The organism is Streptomyces sp. NPDC038135, from assembly GCF_055601245.1.
The window spans coordinates 617,977-640,861 of the sequence record NZ_JBVJXS010000001.1 but is presented as its reverse complement, the minus strand read 5'-3'; the positions used below and the strand labels follow the sequence as shown (position 1 = coordinate 640,861).

Below are 22,885 nucleotides of genomic sequence, written 5' to 3'. Positions count from 1 at the left end.
ACAGGACTGTCACCTTGGTACCCCTCGTGTTCCCAGGGGGAGGGCCGGTCCTTAGTCTGACCCTGTCAATAGCATTGCGGGGCAACGTGAATCAGATGCAGGGCCTGCTCATAGCGGGCCGCTACCGGCTCGCCGATTCCATCGGCAGCGGCGGCATGGGCCGGGTGTGGCGCGCCCACGACGAGGTGCTGCACCGGCACGTCGCCGTCAAGGAGCTGACCGCGGCGCTCTACGTCTCCGACAGCGACCGGGCCGTCCTGCTGGCCCGCACCCGGGCCGAGGCGCGGGCCGCCGCACGCATCAACCACTCCGCCGTCGTCACCGTCCACGACGTACTAGAGCACGACGGCCGCCCGTGGATCGTGATGGAGCTGGTCGAGGGCCACTCGCTGGCCGACGCGGTCAAGGAGCGCGGCCGCATCGAACCCGCCGAGGCCGCGCGGATCGGCCTGTGGGTCCTGCGGGCCCTGCGCGCCGCGCACTCGGCCGGTGTACTCCACCGGGACGTCAAACCCGGCAACGTCCTCCTCGGCCGGGACGGCCGGGTCCTGCTCACCGACTTCGGCATCGCCCAGATCGAGGGCGACTCCACCATCACCCGCACCGGAGAGGTCGTCGGCTCGGTCGACTACCTCGCGCCCGAGCGGGTGCGAGGTCACGACCCCGGCCCGTCCTCGGACCTGTGGGCGCTCGGGGCCACGCTGTACACGGCGGTCGAGGGACGCTCGCCGTTCCGCCGGACCTCGCCGCTGAGCACCATGCAGGCGGTCGTCGAGGAAGAGGCGGAGGAGCCCCGCAACGCCGGTCCGCTCGGCCCCGTCATATCCGCCCTGCTGCGCAAGGAACCGGCCCAGCGGCCGGGCGCGAAGGAGGCGGAACGCATGCTCGCGGAGGCGGCGCAGGGCCGCCTGCCGCAGACCACGCAGGCGTTCGTACCGGCGCAGAGCCCGGGCACGCAGTCCGGTGCGCCGGGCAACACCGGCTACCCACCCGCCGGTTACCCCTCCGGAGGGGCCACGCGCGCTCACGTCCCCGGCGCACCGGCGGCCGGGGGCCGCTCCACGACCGGGGCGACGGCCGTGGCCCCCGCACCCGCGGGTCCGCCGGACCGGCCCAGGCGACGGCTGCGCACCCTCGCGCTGGTCGTCGCCGTCGCGGCCGTGTTCGGCGGCGCCGCGGCCGTCGCCTACCAGCAGTGGGGCGGATCGGAGCACGGCACCGGCGCGAGCGGGGGCACGGGCCGGCTCACCCCCTCGCCCTCCACCAGCCCCAGCTCCGGCGGCAGCGCCACGCCGGGCCCCGACGGTGTCCTGCCCGCCTCCTGGCAGGCGTACCCCGACCCGTGGGGCTTCACCGTCTACCTGCCCAAAGGCTGGTCGCGCCGGGTCGTCGAGGCGAAGGACGGCGCGGCCGACCCCGACCTCCGGCAGGTCGACTACACGCCCGACGGCGGCAAGCACTTCCTGCGCATCTCCATGGACACCAGCTCGGACTTCGCCAACGCCCTCGCGCACCAGAGGAACCTGGAAGGGCAGGTCCAGTCGCTCGTCAACTACCACCGGGTCACCATGAAGGCGAACACCTACCGCGACCGCGAGGGCGCGGTGTGGGAGATGACCTGGGACGCGCTGGCGAAGGACCCGCCCTACGTGGCCGGGCCCCGGCACGCCATCGAGGAGACGTACTTCTCGCGCGAGGGAACCGAGTACGCGATCTACATGTCGACGCCCGAGGCCGACTGGCCGCGGACCAGCAAGCAGTTCCAGTGGGTGCTGCGGAGCTGGCAGCCGCCGAGCACCGGCTGACCTGACCTGCCGACCCACTGATCGGCTGATCTGAATTGCCGCCGGCCGACCGGCCGACCGGCTCGGTCTCGGCACTCGGCACTTGGCCGATCACCGACCCGAACGGGTGCGGCCGGTGCGGCATGATGGGCCTCATGGGATCCGACGGGGACGACTTCCGCGTGATCGCGGGCCGTTACCGCCTCCAGGAGCGGATCGGACGCGGCGGCATGGGCGTCGTATGGCGGGCCAGCGACCAGGTGCTGGGCCGGCTGGTGGCGGTCAAGGAACTGGCGGCCGACGACTCCCTCCCGGACGACGACGCCCGCCGCCGCCGTGACCGCACCTTCCGTGAGGCGCGGGCGGTCGCGCAGTTACGGCACCCGCACATCATCGTCGTGCACGACGTCATCGAGCAGGAGGAGCGTCCGTACCTCGTCATGGAGTTGATCGACGGCGGCTCGCTCGCCGACCGCCTCACCAGGCACGGCCCCGTCGACGCCGCCGAGGCCGCCCGGATCGGCGCCGACCTGCTGAGCGCGCTGCGCGTCGCGCACGCGGCCGGCGTGCTGCACCGCGACATCAAACCCGCGAACGTGCTGCTGGAGTCCGGCACCGGCCGGGTGGTGCTGACCGACTTCGGCATCGCGCAGGTCGCGGGCGCCACCACGCTCACCGAGACCGGCTCCTTCGTCGGCTCGCCCGAGTACACCGCCCCGGAGCGGATGGCCGGCACCCGCACCGGGCCCGAGTCCGACCTGTGGTCGCTGGGCGCGCTGCTGTGCACGGTGCTCAGCGGCGAGTCCCCCTTCCGGCGGGACTCGCTCGGCGGCATCCTGCACGCCGTCGTCGCCGCCGAGATTCGGCCACCCGCCGAGGCCGAGCCGCTGCTGCCCGTCGTACGGGGCCTGCTGGAGCGCGACCCGGACCGGCGGCTGGACGCGGCGGACGCCGAGCGGATGCTGCGGGCCTTCCTGGAGACGGGCCGCACGCCGGCCGCCCCGGAAACGCCGGCGGCCGGCCGCACCCCCAGGCTCGTCGCCCGGGCGGCCCGCGCGGCCGGAGCGGGTCACCCGCCGGCCGAGCCCGACGCGCCGCGGGCGCCCGCCGACCCGCCGACGCCCGTACAGCCCCCGCCCGGCCGGCAGTCGTCGCGCGGTGTGCTGATCGCCGCGCTGCTGGTCGCGGCGGTGGCCGGGGCCGGTGTCTCGGCGGCGGCGCTGCTGCTGCACCGGGGCGACGGCGGCGGCCCGCCCGGTGGCCCGACCAGCAGCCCGGCGGCGCCGACGAGTCGCTCCGCGTCCCCGCCGGCCGGCAGCGCCTCGCCGTCCCGCGCGGGCACCGCGCCCGCTGCCTCCCGGCCGCACACCGCCCCCTCCGGCTACCGCACCGCGCGGGACCCGGCCGGCTTCTCGCTCGCCGTGCCGGAGGACTTCGACCGCGAACGGCAGGGCGAGCGCGTCTTCTACCTCTCCCCGGGGCAGACCTTCCGGCTCGGCGTCAAGGTCTCCCCGCCCGACGCCGGCGGGCCCGCCGCGGTGATGAGCCGGGCGGCGGCGGAAGGGGCCGGCACCAATCCGGGTTACCACGACGGCCGGGTCGTCGGGACCACGCACTCCGGGCACCCCGCCGCCCTCTGGGAGTTCACCTGGGACGGCTTCAGCGCGGCCGAGGGCCCGCGCCACACCTACGACCTGTGCTGGGAGGAGGACGGCCGGATGTACGACGTGTGGGTGTCGGCGCCGGTCGGACGGGTCCGGGAGGCCCGGGAGTACTTCGACGTCGCCGTGGACACCTTCTCGGTCACGACACGTTGATTCCCGCCCGGTCACGGCTTCGTGACCGGTTCGTGCTCCCTGTGGTGGCGGACGCCGGTGGCGCGATATGGATGGTCCATGAGCAGCGACGGGGGAGCCGGCCGTACGGCCGACGACACGACGAGTTTTGTTCTGCAACCGCCGAACCCGACGCCGGATCCGGTGCCGGGCGCACGGCCCGGTGCGGCGCCTCGGCCGGCTGCGGAGCAGGCGGCCCCGCAGAGCCCGCACCAGGCACCGGCCCCCGTGGCTCAGGACGGCACCGGACGGCTGATCGCCGGCCGGTACCGGCTGCTCGCCAAGCTCGGCCACGGAGGCATGGGCACGGTATGGCGGGCCAAGGACGAGACGGTGGACCGCGAGGTCGCGGTGAAGGAGCCCCGCGTACCGGACCACCTTCCCGAGCGCGAACGCGCCAACGCCTTCGAGCGGATGCGCCGCGAGGCCCGCGCGGCGGCCCGGCTCGACCATCCCGCCGTGGTCAACGTGTACGACGTCGCCGTGGTCGACGGCCGGCCGCGGATCGTGATGGAGCTGGTGCACGGCCGCTCACTGGGCGGCGCGCTCCAGGAGGGCACGCTGGACGCGCGCGAGGCGGCGCGGATCGGCCTCGAGGTGCTCGGCGCGCTGGAGGCCGCGCACGCGGCGGGCGTCCTGCACCGGGACGTCAAGCCGGACAACGTGCTGCTCGGCCGGTACGGCCGGGTCGTGCTCACGGACTTCGGCATCGCGCAGATCGAGGGCGAGACGAACCTGACCGACACCGGTGGCTTCGTCGGCTCGCCCGAGTACATCGCGCCGGAACGGGTGCTGGGGCAGCGTCCCGGTCCGGCGAGCGACCTGTGGTCCCTGGGTGTCGTCCTCTACACCGCCACCGAGGGCGTCTCCCCGTTCCGCCGCAGCAACACCCCGGCCACCCTGCAGTCCGTCCTCAACGCCACCCCGGCCGCGCCCGCCGCCGCGCGCGGCCCGCTGGCGGAGGCCGTCAACAGCCTGCTCCGCAAGGACCCTTCCCGCCGCCCGACGGCCGCCCAGGTCCGGGTGCTGCTGGAGGCGGCCGCCGACCCGCCGGCCCCGGAGCCCACCCAGCACGTGGCGTTCGCCGCGCCCACCACGCCCGCCGGCCGTGCCCCGCGCCCGGGACGCAAGGTCTGGCTGGGCCTGGGGACCGCCGTGGCCGCGGCGGCGGTGGCCGGGTACCTCGTCCTCGCCGACCCCTTCGCGGGACCGCTGCCGGACGGCTGGACGAAGCACACCGACGCCGGGCTCGGCGTCACCCTCGCCGTCCCCGCGGCCTACGAGACCGGTCACCCGGACAAGAACGACTCCGACCAGAGCTGGGTGTCGTACACGGACCCGAGCGGCGCCGTCTCGGTCGTGCTGGACCTGACCCGGAAGTCGGAGGACTCGCTCAACACGATCAAGAGCAACGCGGTGGCCCAGATGCACGCCGACGACGAGAAGTTCAAGAACGAGGGCGAGTACAGCCTCGACATGCCCAAGGGCGCGACGACGCACCCGGACGACGGAACCGAGTACCGCGGCAGACAGGCCGCCACGAACACCGTCGAGTACCAGACGGACGACTCCCAGCACCCGCGCCCGCGCGAGCTGCGGATCTTCTACTACCGCACCGGCTCCGGAGACCTGTACCGGCTCACCATCGGCTACCCGGGCAAGGGCGACCTCACCGACCGGGGCCGCGAGGTCGCCAGGACCGCGATCGCCAACCTGGACGTCAAGAAGCCCTGAGCGACGGCCGGATCGGGGCGCCGGACCGGTGTCCCTTCGACAAGGGCGTGGTGCGCACGGTACTCATGTGACATGAGTGGAGACGGCGAACTCCCGCCCGGCGCACGGCTGATCGGTGGACGCTACCGCCTTCTCGGACGCCTGGGCGCCGGGCCGGCCGGGACCGTCTGGCGGGCCCGGGACGAGCAGGAGCGGCGGGACGTCGCCGTCAAGGAGCCCGTGCTGCCGGGGCGTCCGGCCGACGACGAGGAGAGCCGGCGGATCGCGCACCGGCTGCACCGGGAGGCTCGGACCGCCGCCCGGCTGCGGCATCCCTCGGCCGTCGCCCTGCACGATGTCGTCCTCGACGGCGGACTGCCGTGGATCGTCATGGAGTTGGTGGAGGGCGAGTCGCTCCAGGAGGCCGTGCGGCGCGGGCCGCTGCCGCCCGCCGAGGCCGCGCGGATCGGGCTCGCCGTCCTCGGGGCGCTCAGGGCGGCGCACGCCGTGGGGATGGTGCACCGGGACCTCAAGCCCGCCAACGTCCTGATCGAGTCCGGTACCGGGCGGGTCGTCGTCACCGACTTCGGGATCGGGGACGGGCCGGCCGCGGACGTCCCCGCCGGGTTCGCCGCCCCGGAGCGGGCCTCCGGACGTGGCGCCGGGCCCGCCTCCGACCTGTGGTCCCTCGGCGCGCTGCTCGCCTCCGCCGTCGCGGGCGGCGACGCCGGCCCGCTGCGGCCGCTCCTGACCCGCCTGCACGCGCCGGACCCGGACGCGCGGCCGCCCGCGGAGGAGGTCGCGGCCGCCCTGAAGGCCTGCGCGACCGCACCACCCACCCGCCCGTCCCCTGCAAAGCCCGACGCGACCGTGCCGCCCGTCCGCCCGGCGCCTGCGGAGCCCGACGCGACCGTGCCGCCCGTCCGCCCGGCGCCTGCGGAGCCCGACGCGACCGTGCCGCCCCTCCGCCCGACATCCCGGAAGCCCGATGCGACCGTGCCGGCCGCCCGCCCGGCGCCTGCGGAGCTCGAGGCGACCGTGCCCGCCGTCCGCCCGCCCGGGAGCCCGATGTGACCGCCGTGCCGGCTGTCCGTGCGGCGCCTCCGGAGGCCGGCGCGACCATACCCGCCGTCCGTCAGGCGCCCTCAGAGCCCGATGTGACCGCACCGCTCGCCCGCCCGCCTGCGGAGCCCGATGCGACCGTGCCGGCCGCCCGCCCGGCGCCTGCGGAGCCCGATGCGACCGTGCCCGCCGTCCGCCAGCCCGGGAGCCCGATGTGACCGGCGTGCCCGCTGTCCGTGCGGCGCCTCCGGAGGCCGGCGCGACCACCCGCCGTCCGTCAGGCGCCCTCAGAGCCCGATGTGACCGCACCGCTCGCCCGCCCGCCTGCGGAGCCCGATGCGACCGTGCCGGCTGTCCGTGCGGCGCCTGCGGAGCCCGGTGAGACCGTGCGGGCTGTCCGGCCCTGCCTCCCGGGAGCCCGATGCGACCGTGCCGCCCGTCCGCCCGGCGCCCCCGGAGCCCGGCGCCACCGTGCCCGCCGTCCGCCCGGCGCCCCAGGAGCCGCCGCGAACCCTGGCGGCCGAACCGCGCCCCTGACCCGAATCGCGCCGCCCTCGCGCCGACTTCGTCGCTCCCCGGGCCGGGAAAACCACACTTCCGTTGATCATCACCCGACAACGAGCTGATCAGCGCGTTTGCTGCCAGTGATCACTGGCGGCGTGTGTGCACTCGGTGAATCCCCGTTACCGACGGGTACCCAAAGCCTCCGCCGCGGCATACCCTGCGCGTCATGACGGACTCGCAGGCCCCGGACATCACCGGTACCAACCCGCTCGCGCCCGCCCCCGAGGGCGTGCGCACCGCCGCCGACGTGGTCACCCCGACACTGGTGGCCCAGCTCACCAAGGGCGTCGTCGGCTCCGGCCGCACGGCCAACCACACTCCCTTCACCGGCGAGAAGCTGGCCGACCTGCCCGAGTCCACGCCCGAGGACGTACGAAAGGCCTTCGAGGCCGCCCGCGCCGCCCAGGCCGTGTGGGAGAGGACGCCCGTGCGGCAGCGCGCCGCCGTGCTGCTCCGCTTCCACGACCTGGTGCTCGAGCGCCAGGCCGAGGTGCTCGACCTCATCCAGCTCGAGACCGGCAAGGCCCGGCTGCACGCGCACGAGGAAGTGCAGGCCGTCGCCGTCGCGGCCCGCCACTACGGCCGCAAGGCCCCCGGCTACCTGCGGCCCAAGCGGCACACCGGCGCCGTGCCGACCCTGACCAAGGTCACCGAACTCCGGCACCCGCGCGGGGTCGTCGGGCAGATCGCCCCGTGGAACTACCCCCTGGAGCTGTCCGTCGGCGACGCGCTGCCCGCCTTCGCCGCCGGCAACGCGGTCGTCATGAAGCCGGACACCGAGACCTGCCTCACCGCGCTCTGGGCCCGAGACCTGCTCATCGAGGCCGGGCTGCCCGAGGGCGTCTTCCAGGTCGTGCTCGGCGAGGGCCCGGTCGTCGGCCCCGAGCTGGTCAGGCACGCCGACTACGTCTCCTTCACCGGCTCCACCCGCACCGGCCGCGAGGTCGCGCAGGGCGCCGCCGCCCGCCTGGTCGGCGTCTCCCTCGAACTCGGCGGCAAGAACGCCATGCTCGTGCTGGAGGACGCCGACATCGAGAAGGCCGCCGCGGGCGCCGTCCGGGCCTGCTTCTCCTCGGCCGGCCAGCTCTGCATCTCCATCGAGCGGCTGTACGTCCACGAGTCCGTCGCCGACGCCTTCCTGGAGCGCTTCGCCGCCCGCACCCGGGCCATGCGGCTCGGCAACTCCCTCGCCTACGGCGCGGACATGGGTTCGCTGGTCGGCGAGCGGCAGCTCAAGACCGTGGAGGGGCACGTCCAGGAGGCCGTCGCCAAGGGCGCCCGGGTGGTCACGGGCGGCGTGGCGCGCCCCGACATCGGCCCGTACTTCTTCGAGCCGACCATCCTCGACGGCGTAGAGGAGTCCATGGCCGTCTGCGAGGAGGAGACCTTCGGGCCCGTCGTCTCGCTGTACCGCTTCAAGACCGAGGACGAGGCGGTCGAACGCGCCAACTCCACGCCGTACGGACTGAACGCGTCCGTGTGGACGAAGTCCGCCCGGCGCGGCCTGGACGTCGCCTCCCGGCTGCGCACCGGCACGGTCAACGTCAACGAGGGCTACGCGCCCGCCTACGGCAGCGTCCAGTCCCCGATGGGCGGCATGAAGGACTCCGGCCTCGGCCGCCGCCACGGTTCCGAGGGCATCCTCAAGTACACCGAGGCCCAGACGGTGGCGAGGCAGCGGCTGCTGCCGATGGCGCCGTCGCTGGGGATGGACGACGCGCAGTACGCCCAGTTCATGAGCCGCAGCCTCCGCCTGATGAAGGCCTTCCGCTTCCGTTAGCCACGACCCCACCGCCAGCAAGCCCGTTCTCGACGAGGAGAGCACGTGTCGCAGGAGAAGTCTGTCCAGACCCGGGACGAGGACGGGTACGACTACGACGTCATCGTGATCGGTTCGGGGTTCGGCGGCTCGGTCTCCGCCCTGCGCCTCACCGAGAAGGGGTACCGGGTGGGCGTACTGGAGGCCGGCCGCCGCTTCACCCGCGACTCCCTGCCCAGGAACTCCTGGGACCTGAAGAACTACCTCTGGGCCCCGCGGCTCGGCATGTACGGCATCCAGCGCATCCATCTGCTGGGCAACGTGATGGTGCTGGCCGGCGCGGGCGTCGGCGGCGGCTCGCTGAACTACGCCAACACCCTCTACGTGCCGCCGAAGGCCTTCTTCGACGATCCCCAGTGGCGCGGCATCACCGACTGGCAGCAGGAGCTGAAGCCGTACTACGACCAGGCGCAGCGCATGCTCGGCGTGCGGCTCAACCCGACCATGACGCCGTCCGACGTGCACCTGAAGGCCGCGGCCGAGAAGATGGGCGTCGGCGACACCTTCCACCTGGCGCCCGTCGGCGTGTTCTTCGGCGACGGCAAGGACGCCGACGGCACGGCGCAGGGCCGGCCCGGCGAGCGGGTGGACGACCCGTACTTCGGCGGCGCCGGGCCCGCCCGCAACGCCTGCACCGAGTGCGGCGAGTGCATGACCGGCTGCCGGCACGGCGCGAAGAACACCCTCAACGAGAACTACCTGTACCTCGCCGAGAAGGCCGGCGCGGTGGTGCACCCGATGACGACGGTGGTGTCCGTCACCGACGACTCGCGCGGCGGCTACGCGATCGCGACGCTGCCGACGGACGAGAAGAAGAAGGGCAAGGGGCGGCTGTTCACCGCGCGCAGGGTCGTGGTCGCGGCCGGCACGTACGGCACCCAGACCCTGCTGCACCGGATGAAGGCCGGCGGCCAGCTGCCGCGTCTGTCCGCCCGGCTCGGCGATCTGACCCGCACCAACTCCGAGGCGCTGGTGGGCGCGCAGACCGACAACCGCCGCTACCGCAAGGCGACCGGCGAGCAGCGGGCCGACTTCACGCGCGGCGTCGCCATCACGTCCTCGATCCACCCCGACGACAGCACGCACATCGAACCGGTCCGCTACGGCAAGGGCTCCAACTCGATGGGCGGGCTGTCCATCCTCCAGGTCCCCTACGCCGAGGGCTCCTCGCGCGTCCTGGCCTGGCTGGCCAACGCCGCCCGCCACCCCCTCCTCGTCGCCCGCTCGCTGTCCAACCGGCGTTGGTCGGAGCGGACCATCATCGGGCTGGTGATGCAGTCGCTGGACAACTCGCTGACGACGTACCTGAAGCCCGGCGGGGTCGGCAAGGGCCTGCTCACCGCCCGGCAGGGGCACGGCGCCCCGAACCCCAAGCAGATCAAGGCCGCCTCCGAGGCCGCCACCGTGCTCGCCGAGGAGATCAACGGCTTCCCGGGCAGCAACGTCGGCGAGCTGATGGGCACCCCGCTGACCGCGCACTTCCTCGGCGGCTGCCCCATCGGCGACTCCCCGGAGACCGGTGTGATCGACCCCTACCACCGGCTCTACGGCCACCCCGGCATCTCGGTGGTGGACGGCGCCGCCGTCTCGGCCAACCTGGGCGTCAACCCGTCGCTGACCATCACCGCGCAGGCCGAGCGGGCCATGTCGTACTGGCCGAACAAGGGCGAGGAGGACCCGCGCCCGGCGCAGGGGGCGGCGTACGAGCGGCTGAAGCCGGTGGAGCCGCGCGAGCCGGCGGTCCCGGCGGACGCGTTCGGCGCGCTCAGGCTGCCGTTCCTGGGCATCCCGGCGGTGCCGCCGAAGAAGTAGGCCGGACCCGGAGACGCCGAGGGACCTGCATCCCCCTCCGAACGCAGGTCCCTCGTCTCTTACCGTCTACGTGATCCGGCAGCAGGTTTGATCCGCGAGGGCGGTGAATGGTTGCTTCCGGATTCACCGGAATTTTTGTGTCATGGATCACATTCGGTGGGAGTCTCCGGCCGGACACGACGAAGGGCACGACGAAGGGCCCCGCGGGACTCGAGCCGCGGGGCCCTCTCTTCGCCGGCACCGGCGCAAGGGCGCGCTGGTGCCCAGGAGCGGCGCCGGGGGGTCGCGCCGCCTGCTCATGTGTCCTGACCTGGTGTTTCCGCGGACGGCCCCGGGCGTCCCCGGAGCCGGCCGTTCTCTTGGGTGACCGGGCTGCTGTCCCCTGCCGTCCGGTCACTTCTCCGGAGCGAGGTCCCACGGTGTACGGCACGACCCGTACGCCTCATCGCTCCGGTGAGCCACGCGTGGTTCTGTCGGGCCCGCCCCTGGCTGGCACGGACAACCGGCTCAACGAAGCGGTGCGGGGGGCGGTCACGCGCCGTACGGGTGAGAACCGGCCCGAACTCAGATGCGACCCCGGCACAGCTCCAGCATGGTCATCGCCAGCGCGGTGCCCGGCTTGCCGAGCGCCTCGCGGTAGCGGCCGAGGATCTCCATCTCACGGGAGAGGTTCACCCGCCGGCCGCCGGAGGCGATCCGGGTCTCCTGGACGACGGTGGAGACGGCCATCCGCTCCTGGATGAGCCCGATGATCCGGTCGTCGAGCGCGTCGATGCGGGTACGGGCGTCGGTGATGGTCTGTTCCGCGGTGAGAGTGGTCATATCGGGGGCTCCTGGTGAAGGTGGCTGGCGGAGGCCCCGGAACGGCAGAACCCGGAGAAACGACAGGCGCCCCGGGCCTTGTCGGCCCGGGGCGCCTGGTAAGTCGCTTGGCGGTTCGCTCAAGCAGCACGACCATGGCAGCCGGCGGGCCGGGTGCCATAGGTAAAGAGGAAGGTCGAGTGCGCGAGCATGCGTCCAGTATGCCACGGTCCCGTCCGGGGGAGGCGTACCCGCCCGCACCGTTAGACTCGTTAGCACAGACCCCGCCCGACCACCAGAAGGCACCCCGTGTCATCAGCGACTTCGCCTGCCGCCTCCCCCGACACCGTCCTGGTCGTCGACTTCGGCGCGCAGTACGCCCAGCTCATCGCCCGTCGCGTCCGCGAGGCGCGGGTCTACAGCGAGATCGTGCCGAGCACCATGCCGGTCCAGGAGATGCTCGCCAAGAACCCCGCGGCGATCATCCTCTCCGGCGGCCCCTCGTCCGTGTACGAGGAGGGCGCCCCCCGGCTCGACCGCGCGCTCTTCGAGGCCGGTGTCCCCGTCTTCGGCATGTGCTACGGCTTCCAGCTCATGGCGCAGGTCCTCGGCGGCACCGTCGACAACACCGGCGCCCGTGAGTACGGCCGCACCGACCTGCACGTCTCCAAGTCCGGCTCCACCCTGTTCGAGGGCACGCCGGACGAGCAGCACGTGTGGATGTCGCACGGCGACGCCTGCTCCGCCGCCCCCGAGGGCTTCGCCGTGACCGCGTCCACCGACGTCGTCCCGGTCGCCGCCTTCGAGAACGACGAGAAGAAGCTGTACGGCGTCCAGTACCACCCCGAGGTCATGCACTCCACGCACGGCCAGCTCGTCCTGGAGCACTTCCTGTACCGGGGCGCGGGCCTCACCCCGTCCTGGACCACCGGCAACGTGATCGAGGAGCAGGTCACCGCGATCCGCGAGCAGGTCGGCGACCGGCGCGCCATCTGCGGTCTGTCCGGCGGCGTGGACTCCGCCGTCGCCGCCGCGCTCGTCGCGCGGGCCATCGGCGACCAGCTCACCTGCGTCTACGTCGACCACGGCCTGATGCGCAAGGGCGAGACCGAGCAGGTCGAGAAGGACTTCGTGGCCGCGACCGGCGTCAAGCTGGTCGTCGTGGACGCCGAGGAGCGCTTCCTGACCGCGCTCAAGGGCGTCTCCGACCCGGAGGAGAAGCGCAAGATCATCGGCCGCGAGTTCATCCGCGTCTTCGAGCAGGCGCAGGCCGAGATCATCGCCGACGAGGGCCCGGCCGTGGAGTTCCTGGTCCAGGGCACCCTGTACCCGGACGTGGTCGAGTCCGGCGGCGGCACCGGCACCGCCAACATCAAGTCGCACCACAACGTCGGCGGCCTGCCCGAGGACCTCGAGTTCAAGCTGATCGAGCCGCTGCGCAAGCTGTTCAAGGACGAGGTCCGGATGGTCGGCCAGGAGCTGGGCCTGCCGGAGGAGATCGTGCAGCGCCAGCCCTTCCCGGGCCCCGGCCTCGGCATCCGCATCGTCGGCGAGGTCACCAAGGAGCGTCTCGACCTGCTCCGGGACGCCGACGCCATCGCCCGCGAGGAGCTGACCGCGGCCGGCCTGGACCGCGACATCTGGCAGTGCCCGGTGGTCCTGCTCGCGGACGTCCGCAGCGTGGGCGTCCAGGGCGACGGCCGCACCTACGGTCACCCGATCGTGCTGCGCCCGGTCTCCTCCGAGGACGCCATGACCGCCGACTGGTCGCGGCTGCCGTACGACGTCCTCGGCCGCATCTCGACCCGGATCACCAACGAGGTCCGCGACGTCAACCGCGTCGTCCTCGACGTGACCTCCAAGCCCCCGGGCACCATCGAGTGGGAGTGATCCTCTCCCGCTGAGGATCAGGTCCGCCTGAGCGTGCGCACCGGCGCGCCGGGCCGCCAGACCTGGACGACCAGATGCGTGTCGTCCTCGACGAAGGTCCGCACGACCTCCGTCAACTCGGTGCGGAAGAGGTGGAACGGCTGCGGCGGTTCCACCTCTTTCACGTACGCGGCCTTGGTCACCCCGTCCCCGACCTCGTACGCCCGCCCGGCGATCCGTACGTCACCGCCGCCCATCGCGGTGCCCTCGCCCGGGTTCGCCTGCAGCGCGAAGCGCGGATCACGGCGCAGGTCCAGGGCCTTCCACGAGCCGGCCATCATGCCCAGCCACAGCTCGCCGCCCCGGAAGTCGGCCTCCAGGCCGGAGGTGCGCGGGGAGCCGTCCCGGCGCAGGGTGGCGAGGACGTGGTGACGGAAGGCGCTGAAGCGCCGCTCGGTGATCGCCGCGAGCTCGGGCGCGGCGGTGGTGAAGGCTGCCCAGTTCATGCCGGCCAGTCTCACCGGCAAAGCGGACACCCTCTGTCGGGTATCCGCCGCCCACGTCATCTTTACCAACCAGCGCTGCCCTTTTGCGCCGACCGGCGGTAACTTCCCGCCCGTACCGCAAACCCCCACGCTGGAGGACCCATGAACGGGCCCACGCCGCCCCCTCCGCTGCCCACCGATCAGCTGAGATTCGCCATGCCGCCGATGCACGACTCGGTGGAGGACGAACGCCGGCACCGCAAGGAGCGGCTCGCGGGCGCCCTGCGGGTCTTCGGGCGCTCCGGACTCGAGGACGGGGTGTCCGGGCACATCACCGCCCGCGATCCGGAGTACAGCGACTGCTTCTGGGTCAACCCGTTCGGGATGCCGTTCAAGCACGTCACCGTCGGCGACCTCGTGCTCGTCAACCAGGACGGGCAGGTCGTCGACGGCCGCTACCACGTCAACCAGGCCGCGTTCACCGTGCACGCCCAGGTGCACGCCGCCCGGCCCGACGTCGTCGCGGTCGCGCACTGCCACTCCGTGCACGGCAGGGCCGTCGCCGCGCTCGGCGACCTCATCGACCCCATCACCCAGGAGAGCTGCGCGTTCTACGAGGACCTGGCGCTGTACGACGCCTACACCGGCGTCAACGTCGACGCCGACGAGGGCCGCCGCATCGCCGGGGTGCTGGGGTCCCGCAAGGCTCTGGTGCTGCGCAACCACGGGCTGCTGACCGTGGGGAACTCGGTCGACGCGGCGGCCTGGTGGTTCCTGTCCCTGGAACGGTCCTGCCAGGTGCAGCTCATGGCCAAGGCGGCCGGCCGGCCGGTCCTCATCGACCACAAGCTGGCCGTGGCCACCCGCGAACAGCTCGGCGGCGACCTGGTGGCCTGGATCAACTACCAGCCCCTGTGGCAGGACGTCAGCCGCAGCGAGCCCGACCTGCTCGGCTAGCTCCCGGCCGTACGGGGGCCCCGGGAGCCGCGTCAACGCGGTGGCCCGGGGTTCACCCGGCATGACCCGGACCGGCGAACCCCGGACGGCCCGGGGTAGGGCACAATTCGCTGTCGTCGCAGGGGAGTTGCGCGGCCGGAAATGCGCACTATGGGTGGCTTCGGGTCGTGTCGAGAGGCAGTGCGGAAGGCGGGCGTCGGGCGTGGCGGTGCAGGAGGCCAGACAGAGCACGGGTGCCGACGGCGCCCATGAGGGCGGCTGTGCGTGCGGGGACTGCCCGCACGGGGCCCGGCAGGGGCACCGGCGGGCCGTCGCCGCGTTCCTGCGCGTCCGCGACGAGTTCGCGGCCGGACAGGGCCTGCCGCCCGCGGTGGCCCACTCGGCCTCCGCCTCCCGCCAGTGGGTGTCCGAGGAGCTGACCCAGCGGGCCGAGGAGGTCGCCGGGCGCGGCCGCGCCGAGGGCCAGGCGTGGCTCGCGCGGCTGTGGCTGCGGACGGTGTGCGCGGTGGGCGGAGCCGTCCTCGCCCTGCTGCTCGCCGAGTCGCTCACCGCGATCGGCGCGGGCTGGAGCAGCGCCCGGACCGCCGCCCTGCTCGCCGCCCTCGCCGTCGGCGGCGTGCTGGCGGCCGCCTCCTGGTGGCACCGGGCCCGCGGCGGGGTCCTGGCCCCGCTCATCGGCGAGGACAACCGCATGTCCACCTCCCGCACCGTGGCCGCCGGCTGGATCCTCCTCGCGACCTACTCCGTCCTGCTGCTCGCGGGCCGGCTGGCCGCCGCCTCCGGCCACACCGAACGCGACGCGCTGCTCGCCGGCCTGGACCTCGCGCGCGGCGCGGGCCTGGTGACCGTCCTCGGCGTGCTGTGCGGCATCGCCGTACTGGTCCGCCGGGTGGTCGGCCTGCGCATCCTCGCCCAGCGGCTGCAGAAGGTGCCGGCCCACCGGCCGCGCGCGGCCGACCTGCTGACCGACGACTCCGGCCGGGGCGCCTTCGCCGACATCCAGTACGTCGCCGTCAACGGCGTCGCCCTGCTGTTCGCCGCCGTCCGGCTGGCGCGCCGCCCCGACCAGCTCCCCGACCTGCCCTGGGGGCTCGCGGTCCTGGTACTGGTCTCTGCCGCGACCTACCTGGCCGGCAAGTACGCGGAGGGCGGCCGTCCGGTGATCCTCTCCGTGGTCCGCGCCCGTGAGCCCGGCGATCTGGACGGTCCGATCCGCACCGGCGACGACATCGAGATCCGCGGCACCGGCTTCGTCCCACCCGGCGCCCACGGTGCCGACCGGCTCTCCCGCACCGTCGTCCGGATCGGCGCCGTCGACGTCCACGTGCCCCTGGTCCCCGTCACCGGCGGCTTCCGCAACCCCACCGACACCGTCCTGACCGTCCCCGTGCCGGTCGAGGTGGAACCCGGCGCGGTGGAGGTGCAGGTGATCACCGCGGGCGGCGCCGCGACCAACCGGTGCGTCGTCCAGATCACGGAGTGAGGTCCGGGTCGGGAGCGGCCGGGTGAGCCGGTCCCTCCATTCGGTCCGGCCGTCCACCCGGATGCGAAGGTCGGAAGTCGGTAAAAGCGGTGAAAGCGTCGCGCAGAGGATTGAACGGTTCCCCCTTGTCATACGTATCGTCGATTGAGGGGTCCGGCACGGCGGGTGAGAGGCGGCTGGCAGCGATGACTCAGGGTATTCGGACGGACACCTACACGACCGATCTGCACGGCATGCGCGGCTGGCGGGACACCGCCACCCGGTACGCCCTCCTTCCGCTCCGGATCTACCTCGGCGTGACTTTCATGTACGCCGGCCTCAACAAGATCACCGACAGTGCCTTCCTCAAGTCCGGCGGAGCCGGGTCGATCGGCGACACCATGCGCGCGGCCCGCGGCTCCGCCGCCCTGCCGGCCCTGATCGACCTGGCGCTCAAGAACCCCGTCGGCTTCGGCTTCGCCATCGCCCTCGGCGAACTGGCCGTCGGCATCGGCACCCTCCTCGGACTCTTCGGCCGGCTGGCCGCCCTCGGCGGCGCGCTGATCTCGCTCAGCCTCTGGCTGACCGTGAGCTGGGCCTCGACGCCGTACTACTACGGCAACGACCTCCCGTACCTTGTTTGCTGGGTGCCGCTCGTGCTGGCCGGAGCCCCCTACCTCTCGGTAGATGCCCTGCTCAGGCGCAGGAAGCGGCGACATCTCTAGCACTTGGCCGACAGTCGAGCCCCTGGCACTCGCCGGGGGCTCTCTGTGTGTCCGGGAGCGCCCCAAGGGCTCAGAGATACCCGATCTCGCGAATATCCGGGCAGTCGCATAGACGCTGCTCAGGGCCCCCTCGTACGGTCATGGCAGACGCCCCAACAGGGGCCAGCCGAAGTGGAGTTCAGGTGGCACGCGAGGAGCTACAGCGACTGACCGGCAACGGCAACGGCACTTGTGGCCAGGACGACTGTCCGAACGTCTACCGCACTGCCAGCGGCTCGTTCGTCGTCCAGGGGGACGTGTCCCGAGCGTTCCAACCGTCCGAGTGGTTCAGGGGCTCGCCTGCAAAGCGAGTTACGTGGGTTCGATTCCCGCCACGTCGTTCGTTCGTCTCAGTTGACCGATAGCCCGCGCGTTGCGAAGGCCGGTTGCCTGGCCTGCCGCGTCCTCACCCTTGCAGCGGCCAGCCCGCACCTGACCACCGACCTCCACCAGGGCCAAGTTGACGGAACGTACTGCACGAGGCTCCCGGGCGTGCTGAGATTTCAGGATGAAGAAGCGTATTGCCGCTATATCGATCGGCACGATAGCCGCACTCCTCCTGCTCGGGACCTTCATCATTCTGCTATGGAAGGGCCCCTGGTGGTCAGATGGAGCGCACCTTGGGCGCGGTCTAACCCCCGGCGAGGGAGCAATTATCACGGGCTTCCGAACCACAGTCGTCGCCTTCGGTGCCGGCCTCCTTGCAGCGGGAAGCCTCGCGTACACCCACTTGAATCACAAACAGAGCCGCGAATCGTTTATCAAGTCTCAAGAAAACTTCACCGAGCAAGCGGAATTGACCAGAGAGTCGCTACGCCAATCGGAGACCAACGCTGCACGCCAGGCAGAAATTAGCCGGGAAGGGCAGGTGACAGAACGATATGTAGCCGCGATACATCTGATCGCTTCTGAGAATACGACTGAGCAGCTTGGAGGAATTTACTCGCTTGAAAGAATCATGCGCGACTCCGCGAAGGACCACAACACTGTCGTGGAGGTGCTAGCCGCTTTCATTAGACAACACGCCAAGCCGACACCCGACAACATCCACTCAGGCGACCCAGTGCAGGCAGCCCTTGACGTTCTAGCAAGGAGACCTGAACGCGAGGAACCGTTCGAGATCGACCTACGCCGAGTGACGCTTTCCGGATGCACCATCACTAACGCAGACTTGCGTAACGCCAACCTCTACCAGGCTCAATTGACTGACGTCGTTTTCCAAGAATGCAATCTATCATTTTCCGACATGACCCGAGCAACCATACTGAGGTGCCGATTCAATAAATGCCGGATAACAAGAGCCGAGCTGGACAATGCGACAGTAACTGAGACCTCGTTCCTCTCGGGGGAGGCGCACGAGCTATCTGCCGTGAACACGGTATTTACTAATTGCCGCTTCGCGCACATCGACCTGGAGAACGTCTATCTAGAGAGTGCCGCCCTTCACCACACAAATTTCCGTAGGGCCAATCTAGAGGGAGCCGATTTCGGCGATGCATGCCTGTTCGGAGTCCACTTTTCGCCGCGATCCAATCCGGGGCTGAACTCGCTGCTCGGAGCCCACATTTTCACATCAACAACCCTTCCTAACGAATTGCGCGGGAACTCCGAGATCGAAACGCGAGTTCGCAAGGTGGAGCAAGAATGGGACGACACGAGGCACAGCCACACCACGGCTTCCTGAGTGTTCGGGGACTGCTCACAGACGGCAAGAAGCAGGCGACGCCCTCTCGGGCGCGGCCTGCCTCCTTCCCCTACGTCTCAGTTGGCCGGTACTGGTGCGTTATCGTCGCCATCGTCCGGCCGGTCCGTCTCGGTCCTTACCAGTCATGCCGGAACTTCACCGGAGTGCTGTAGTCACTTTCAATAGACCAGTCGAGAACACTCTCGGACCCAGAAGGGTCCATTCCTCCCCGCCCCAATCCGTCGTCTGCGTATACCAGCTCCCTCTCCTGAGCCGGGAGTGTCAAACCGCGCTCTTGTGCCCGCCGCCTTTTCTCCCAGTATCGAGCCTCGTCTATGCTGCTGCTCTCGATCACTTGATAACCCCACCGTTGCCGAGGTATCGAGAAAGGCGCTCGCCCTCGGCATCCTGGAGCTTCTGCTCAGCAGTGCGAGTGTCTTCCCGCTCGGCCTTGGCCTTTGCGGCTCGGTCGGCGTAATCCTCCAGCTCGTCATCCGAAAGCTGAGCCTTCGACCACTTTCGAATACCGTCACCCGGAATGGTCACCGAGTGCAGATGATCGAGGGCCTTAGACGTAGTGATCGGATTCTCCTCCTGGGCATACGGATTCATGCCCCCTCGGCCAAGGTTTACCGGCTGGACGAAAGCCACACCATCGGAGTCGGTGAAGGCGTTGGGGAGCTTTCCGATGACAGCCTCACGAGAGGTGAGAGCCGTACGGAGGAGTTCCAGTGCCTTGACGGCATCCTGAGTGCGCTTGCTGATTTCCTTGTCAGCCCACTTCCGGTAAGAGTCCGAAGCGTAGAGATCGAGGTAGGCGGCATCCAGCTTGGCTCGGGTGTCGTGCGCAATTCGTGCACCGACTCGGATCGCATTCTCTAGCTTGTTCAGCTCCTTGTGTAGGGGAGCCAAATCCTCGTGCTCAACCGGGTCGGGGATATCGTCACCGGCCTCTACAGCGCGCGTAAGCCGAGCCTGGTAATCGGCTTCATCCTGATTGCGGCGAGAAACGGCACCCTGGAAGGCGACGGTCTGCACCTCCCAACCAGAGCTGTTTCGCTCAACGTATTCGAGTCGGTTAGTCAGCTCGGTACCGAGAGCCTTTACTTCAGCGGAATCGGTCTCGTGCTCACTGTAGGGATTCGGAAGGGCCGGGAACTCGAAGCCGGCTCGGTAAGTCGGATCACTCTTCTGCTTGAGTTCCTGCTCTAGCTGGTCAATGCGAGTTCGCTCATATGCAACATGCGCCATCGACACCGACTGTGCGCCATAAGTAAGGTCGGGAACGTCATTGAACGGCTCGGGCATGAAAGTGGTCATTGTCAGTTCTCCTTGATCTCAGCGGCCAGCGCCGCTACTCGTTCGTTCATCATCAGTTCGTTCTGTTCCTGCTTCGCCCGCTTACGGGTCTGCCTCTCTAGCTGGAGACGGCGGAGCCATCCTCGGGGACCTCGCTCGACAATCCCGAGACAGTCGCGGGTGAGAGCCTGCACGGCGATTACAGAGCCGTTTTGAGTTTGGACGTAGGCGAATCCCACCGGCATCCCGTTAGCCCCTGAGGGAAGCTCCTGGACGGCATAGCGGATCACTGGAGTCGAATAGGTCAGCTTGGCCGGTATCCGGTCCGAACTCTTCTCCAGATTCGGGGCCCGGTAGAACACTGCTCGGTTCCTCGTCTCCAGTAGGACGAACCCTGGCTTACTCGTCATCGTCGTATCCGTTCTCGTCGTTCATCATCTGCTGAACAAGTCGAATGGTGTCGGCATAGGTGTTCATGGTCTTAGCGCCCCACGCCTGCCCCGGACGAATGACATTCGAGCGTCCAGATTCGACCCCTGATGGCTGCGGCTTGTTGTGTTCAGTCATGTCACTTACTCCTATCGCTTTGTGCGTGTTCGCTTGTGCTGCGGCTCCCACTGCCGCATGAAGTTCTTGTGGCACTCCTTGCAGTGGTACTGAAGTCCATCGGGAGTACCGGACCGCTTGTAGAACTGGGTGCATGGTTTGTGCTGCGCGCACCGTGAACAAGTCTTCTTCATCAGATCACCTCCAATCTGATTCGGGCTGAATCTGTTTACTCACAAGAAAGGACCCCGACAGGAAGGAGCCACAACCTGTCGAGGTCATTTCTCGGAACATGCGCTGAACGTAACGGAGCCCAAATCCTCCTAGGAGAAGAAGGGGTTAGTCGAAGCCTTGAGAGAGGTTGAAGACGAAGATCCCTTCACCTTCTCTGAATAAACGCGACACCCGCAGCCGGCTGGGGGGCCTCAAAAAGAAATGTCCCCCAGCGGATCTAACTATCCACCGGGGGCATTTACCTGGCGCAGTAGGCGTCAGACGATCTCGTGACAGACGAGAGATGAGAGGCTGACGGGGCCCCTCACGCTCTGGCTAATAAACGCGACGGGGAAGGTTCCTGGACTTCCATACCTGTCGGGACTGCTCGTATTGGTCAACGCTCTTACCGCCCTCTGAGGGACTGCCAATCCACACAGCCTTTGGCTTGGGCTCACCCTTGGGCCGATAGCTCAGGTTCCGGTGTCTGCCAGCAGTGATCTCCCGTCGCTGTAGACGCCTGCGCCGGGCCTCTGCGTCCCTCTGGTGGCCAGGGCAGTACTTGCGGGGCCGACCGGCCTTACGCGGCTCCTGAGGGCCGTACAGGGCTTCCAGGCATCCACCCCACTGGCAGTGCTCCTGCACCTCAGGGGCCCGGGTGCTCTCCAGGGCGTAGCCGCTGTTCTCAGCCGTGCCCGACTGGAAGATGTCGGAGAGAGTCAGCTCCTCGTCCTCCTGGGCACAGAGCCAGTCGGCGGCCCCGTCGGTGCCCACCATGAACCGCAGCCAGGTAGCGCAATGGTCGCGCTGCTCCTGCCCGTGCTCGGGGTCGTTCTCGGCAAGCCACTGCTCGGCCGTCATTACGTTCATCATTGGTTGGCTCCTTCTGGTAATAGAGGCCAGCTCTGCCCGCTGGCCGATAAGGCATAACGGGAACCCCTAAGGTTCCCGTGCTACTGGAGAAGAGATATCCACCTAGCCGCCGTTTGGCGGCTGGCTGCTCGACCCTCAGTCGAGCTACCTCTATCTATCTCCGGGTGAGATTCCCTAGATGGAACTCCCTTGGTGGAGTTCCCTAGGTGTAGATCCCTAGATGGTGTGTCTGTGAGACACATGATGAGTATTAGGTGTCAGAGAGACACCTAATGGGATGCCCGCTGCTTCACTGCGTCCAGCTCGTGACTGTGGTCATGCCGAGGGAGAGTCAGCCAGTACTCATCTGCGATACCGGCCTTACTGTTCCCCTCCCTCACTCGGTAGACCCAGCCCTCCTCGCGGCCATATCTGAGAGCACGACTGATAGTCGAGCGAGACGCACATGTCACTTCCTCCAGGAGGGATTCACCAGGGTGGGCATTCCGGCCCGACTCGAAGTCGGTGAAGAATGAGAGAGCGGCAAGCGTGCCTTTGTAGGTGGCGGGGATATCTGGGCAGTTCCACAGTTCCCGTTCCCAGTCGTACCGCTTCACGGACCGGGGCCGGTTTGATTCAGTTGCAGTCTTTGGCTTGCTCGCTAGTACAGCTACCGACTCGACTTTTGCAGGTTGGGAGGCTGGCATAGATACGGTTTCAGCGTTCCAGTTAGAGCACGGGCTATTTGCAGAGCAGCCGAGAGGGTCTGTGCAGTCGAGCGAATGAGTGTTCATGGTGGGCTCCTTGGGCATAGAAAAAGGGGCCAGTCGAATTGACTAGCCCCTGACGGGTTCACGTTGTATTGGTTTATTTATTCGGCCGCCCACTCATGGCGAAGTGCGAGATATGAGCGGTGCATTTAGGTTGAGCCAAGCTACCTGGTGGCCTCATCGCTGATCATGTGAGCTACGGATACCGGTACCCCCAGACGTTGTAGGACCTCGAATATCTCGTGTCGGCTCTTCCCTTGCTTGACTAGAAGTTCAGATAGCTCGGCGGCTAGCGCGTCTCGGGACTCTCTCGGGTTCATCTGAGGGAATGGCATGCTCAACCTCCGTGTTCATGGCAATGCGCCGCGAGAGTCCCAGTTTTACGGCAGGCTAAAGCCCTGGCGGTTTGTCGGTCTGGCGAGTATGGGCATCGGCCCATCACTCGTTACATCGTTCCGGTCGACACCGGCGTTACGGGTTTCGCGGTGTGATCTGGGTCTCAGACTTAGTTAGGTGCCACAGTCCCTAACTAACTAAGTAAGTGCTGCAGGGGTGATTGTCCGCACCCGAAGACTCAAGGCAGGCCACGGGGTA

At 69.5% G+C, this 22,885-nt stretch carries 17 protein-coding genes and 1 tRNA gene; 12 read left to right on the top strand and 6 right to left on the bottom strand.

The window, feature by feature from the left end; all coding sequences use genetic code 11:
- Positions 1–95 precede the first annotated feature (95 nt).
- From ACZ7JA_RS02955 to ACZ7JA_RS02930, 6 genes are all read left to right on the top strand, one after another.
- Positions 96–1,805: a serine/threonine-protein kinase gene (locus tag ACZ7JA_RS02955; protein ID WP_470807139.1), complete on the top strand. Its 1,710-nt coding sequence runs from the start codon at positions 96–98 to the stop codon at positions 1,803–1,805.
- A 134-nt stretch (positions 1,806–1,939) separates the two neighbouring features.
- Positions 1,940–3,601 (top strand): serine/threonine-protein kinase, encoded by a 1,662-nt coding sequence (locus tag ACZ7JA_RS02950; RefSeq protein WP_470806956.1) that lies wholly within the window; start codon positions 1,940–1,942, stop codon positions 3,599–3,601.
- Between the two features lie 78 nt (positions 3,602–3,679).
- Entirely contained in the window at positions 3,680–5,353 is a 1,674-nt protein-coding gene (locus tag ACZ7JA_RS02945; RefSeq protein ID WP_470806954.1) for a serine/threonine-protein kinase, read from the top strand.
- Positions 5,354–5,425: 72 nt separating this feature from the next.
- A complete protein-coding gene (locus ACZ7JA_RS02940) occupies positions 5,426–6,406 on the top strand; it encodes a serine/threonine-protein kinase (RefSeq protein WP_470806952.1) in 981 nt (326 codons plus the stop codon).
- Between the two features lie 718 nt (positions 6,407–7,124).
- Positions 7,125–8,738, top strand: coding sequence for a succinic semialdehyde dehydrogenase (locus ACZ7JA_RS02935; protein WP_470806950.1), 1,614 nt, complete (start codon positions 7,125–7,127; stop codon positions 8,736–8,738).
- 45 nt (positions 8,739–8,783) lie between these two features.
- Positions 8,784–10,589 carry a GMC family oxidoreductase N-terminal domain-containing protein gene (locus ACZ7JA_RS02930; protein WP_470806949.1) on the top strand — a complete coding sequence of 602 codons (1,806 nt, stop codon included), beginning with the start codon at positions 8,784–8,786 and terminating at the stop codon, positions 10,587–10,589.
- 564 nt (positions 10,590–11,153) lie between these two features.
- Here ACZ7JA_RS02930 and ACZ7JA_RS02925 read toward each other — a convergent pair.
- A complete protein-coding gene (locus tag ACZ7JA_RS02925) occupies positions 11,154–11,411 on the bottom strand; it encodes a chorismate mutase (protein ID WP_351672133.1) in 258 nt (85 codons plus the stop codon).
- A gap of 288 nt (positions 11,412–11,699) precedes the next feature.
- Between ACZ7JA_RS02925 and guaA the strand changes: the two genes are divergently transcribed.
- Positions 11,700–13,280 (top strand): glutamine-hydrolyzing GMP synthase, encoded by a 1,581-nt coding sequence (gene guaA / locus ACZ7JA_RS02920; RefSeq protein ID WP_351672136.1) that lies wholly within the window; start codon positions 11,700–11,702, stop codon positions 13,278–13,280.
- A 17-nt stretch (positions 13,281–13,297) separates the two neighbouring features.
- Here guaA and ACZ7JA_RS02915 read toward each other — a convergent pair whose 3' ends face one another.
- Entirely contained in the window at positions 13,298–13,765 is a 468-nt protein-coding gene (locus tag ACZ7JA_RS02915; protein WP_470806947.1) for a pyridoxamine 5'-phosphate oxidase family protein, read from the bottom strand.
- Positions 13,766–13,906: 141 nt separating this feature from the next.
- Here ACZ7JA_RS02915 and ACZ7JA_RS02910 point away from each other — a divergent pair, with 141 nt between their 5' ends.
- The 5 genes from ACZ7JA_RS02910 to ACZ7JA_RS02890 all read left to right on the top strand — a co-directional run bounded on the left by ACZ7JA_RS02910 (position 13,907) and on the right by ACZ7JA_RS02890 (position 18,611).
- Positions 13,907–14,701: a class II aldolase/adducin family protein gene (locus tag ACZ7JA_RS02910; protein ID WP_389303737.1), complete on the top strand. Its 795-nt coding sequence runs from the start codon at positions 13,907–13,909 to the stop codon at positions 14,699–14,701.
- 202 nt (positions 14,702–14,903) lie between these two features.
- On the top strand, positions 14,904–16,184 hold the full coding sequence (locus ACZ7JA_RS02905) for a hypothetical protein (protein WP_351672143.1): 1,281 nt from the start codon (positions 14,904–14,906) through the stop codon (positions 16,182–16,184).
- Between the two features lie 185 nt (positions 16,185–16,369).
- Complete coding sequence (locus ACZ7JA_RS02900) at positions 16,370–16,888, top strand: DoxX family protein (protein WP_470806944.1); 519 nt, start codon at positions 16,370–16,372, stop codon at positions 16,886–16,888.
- Positions 16,889–17,180: 292 nt separating this feature from the next.
- A tRNA-Cys gene (locus ACZ7JA_RS02895) sits at positions 17,181–17,268 on the top strand.
- A gap of 167 nt (positions 17,269–17,435) precedes the next feature.
- Positions 17,436–18,611: a pentapeptide repeat-containing protein gene (locus ACZ7JA_RS02890; RefSeq protein ID WP_470806943.1), complete on the top strand. Its 1,176-nt coding sequence runs from the start codon at positions 17,436–17,438 to the stop codon at positions 18,609–18,611.
- Between the two features lie 351 nt (positions 18,612–18,962).
- Here the strand turns inward: ACZ7JA_RS02890 and ACZ7JA_RS02885 are convergent, their stop codons facing one another.
- From ACZ7JA_RS02885 to ACZ7JA_RS02870, 4 genes are all read right to left on the bottom strand, one after another.
- Positions 18,963–19,931, bottom strand: a complete 969-nt coding sequence (locus ACZ7JA_RS02885) for a hypothetical protein (RefSeq protein WP_470806941.1) — start codon at positions 19,929–19,931, stop codon at positions 18,963–18,965.
- A gap of 2 nt (positions 19,932–19,933) precedes the next feature.
- Entirely contained in the window at positions 19,934–20,272 is a 339-nt protein-coding gene (locus ACZ7JA_RS02880) for a hypothetical protein (RefSeq protein WP_470806939.1), read from the bottom strand.
- A gap of 37 nt (positions 20,273–20,309) precedes the next feature.
- Positions 20,310–20,477, bottom strand: coding sequence for a hypothetical protein (locus ACZ7JA_RS02875; protein ID WP_470806938.1), 168 nt, complete (start codon positions 20,475–20,477; stop codon positions 20,310–20,312).
- Positions 20,478–21,005: 528 nt separating this feature from the next.
- The gene (locus ACZ7JA_RS02870) at positions 21,006–21,542 is read right to left on the bottom strand and encodes a hypothetical protein (RefSeq protein WP_470806937.1); all 537 of its coding nucleotides are present in this window, start codon (positions 21,540–21,542) and stop codon (positions 21,006–21,008) included.
- Between the last annotated feature and the right edge of the window lie 1,343 nt (positions 21,543–22,885).

Excerpts from the sequence above, each read along its gene's own strand:
- ACZ7JA_RS02955 (WP_470807139.1), top strand. The coding sequence starts at position 96 with ATGCAGGGCCTGCTCATAGCGGGCCGCTACCGGCTCGCCGATTCCATC.
- ACZ7JA_RS02950 (WP_470806956.1), top strand. The coding sequence starts at position 1,940 with ATGGGATCCGACGGGGACGACTTCCGCGTGATCGCGGGCCGTTACCGC.
- ACZ7JA_RS02945 (WP_470806954.1), top strand. The coding sequence starts at position 3,680 with ATGAGCAGCGACGGGGGAGCCGGCCGTACGGCCGACGACACGACGAGT.
- ACZ7JA_RS02940 (WP_470806952.1), top strand. The coding sequence starts at position 5,426 with ATGAGTGGAGACGGCGAACTCCCGCCCGGCGCACGGCTGATCGGTGGA.
- ACZ7JA_RS02935 (WP_470806950.1), top strand. The coding sequence starts at position 7,125 with ATGACGGACTCGCAGGCCCCGGACATCACCGGTACCAACCCGCTCGCG.
- ACZ7JA_RS02925 (WP_351672133.1), bottom strand. The coding sequence starts at position 11,411 with ATGACCACTCTCACCGCGGAACAGACCATCACCGACGCCCGTACCCGC.
- ACZ7JA_RS02915 (WP_470806947.1), bottom strand. The coding sequence starts at position 13,765 with ATGAACTGGGCAGCCTTCACCACCGCCGCGCCCGAGCTCGCGGCGATC.
- ACZ7JA_RS02910 (WP_389303737.1), top strand. The coding sequence starts at position 13,907 with ATGAACGGGCCCACGCCGCCCCCTCCGCTGCCCACCGATCAGCTGAGA.
- ACZ7JA_RS02900 (WP_470806944.1), top strand. The coding sequence starts at position 16,370 with ATGACTCAGGGTATTCGGACGGACACCTACACGACCGATCTGCACGGC.
- ACZ7JA_RS02890 (WP_470806943.1), top strand. The coding sequence starts at position 17,436 with ATGAAGAAGCGTATTGCCGCTATATCGATCGGCACGATAGCCGCACTC.
- ACZ7JA_RS02885 (WP_470806941.1), bottom strand. The coding sequence starts at position 19,931 with ATGACCACTTTCATGCCCGAGCCGTTCAATGACGTTCCCGACCTTACT.
- ACZ7JA_RS02875 (WP_470806938.1), bottom strand. The coding sequence starts at position 20,477 with ATGACTGAACACAACAAGCCGCAGCCATCAGGGGTCGAATCTGGACGC.
- ACZ7JA_RS02870 (WP_470806937.1), bottom strand. The coding sequence starts at position 21,542 with ATGATGAACGTAATGACGGCCGAGCAGTGGCTTGCCGAGAACGACCCC.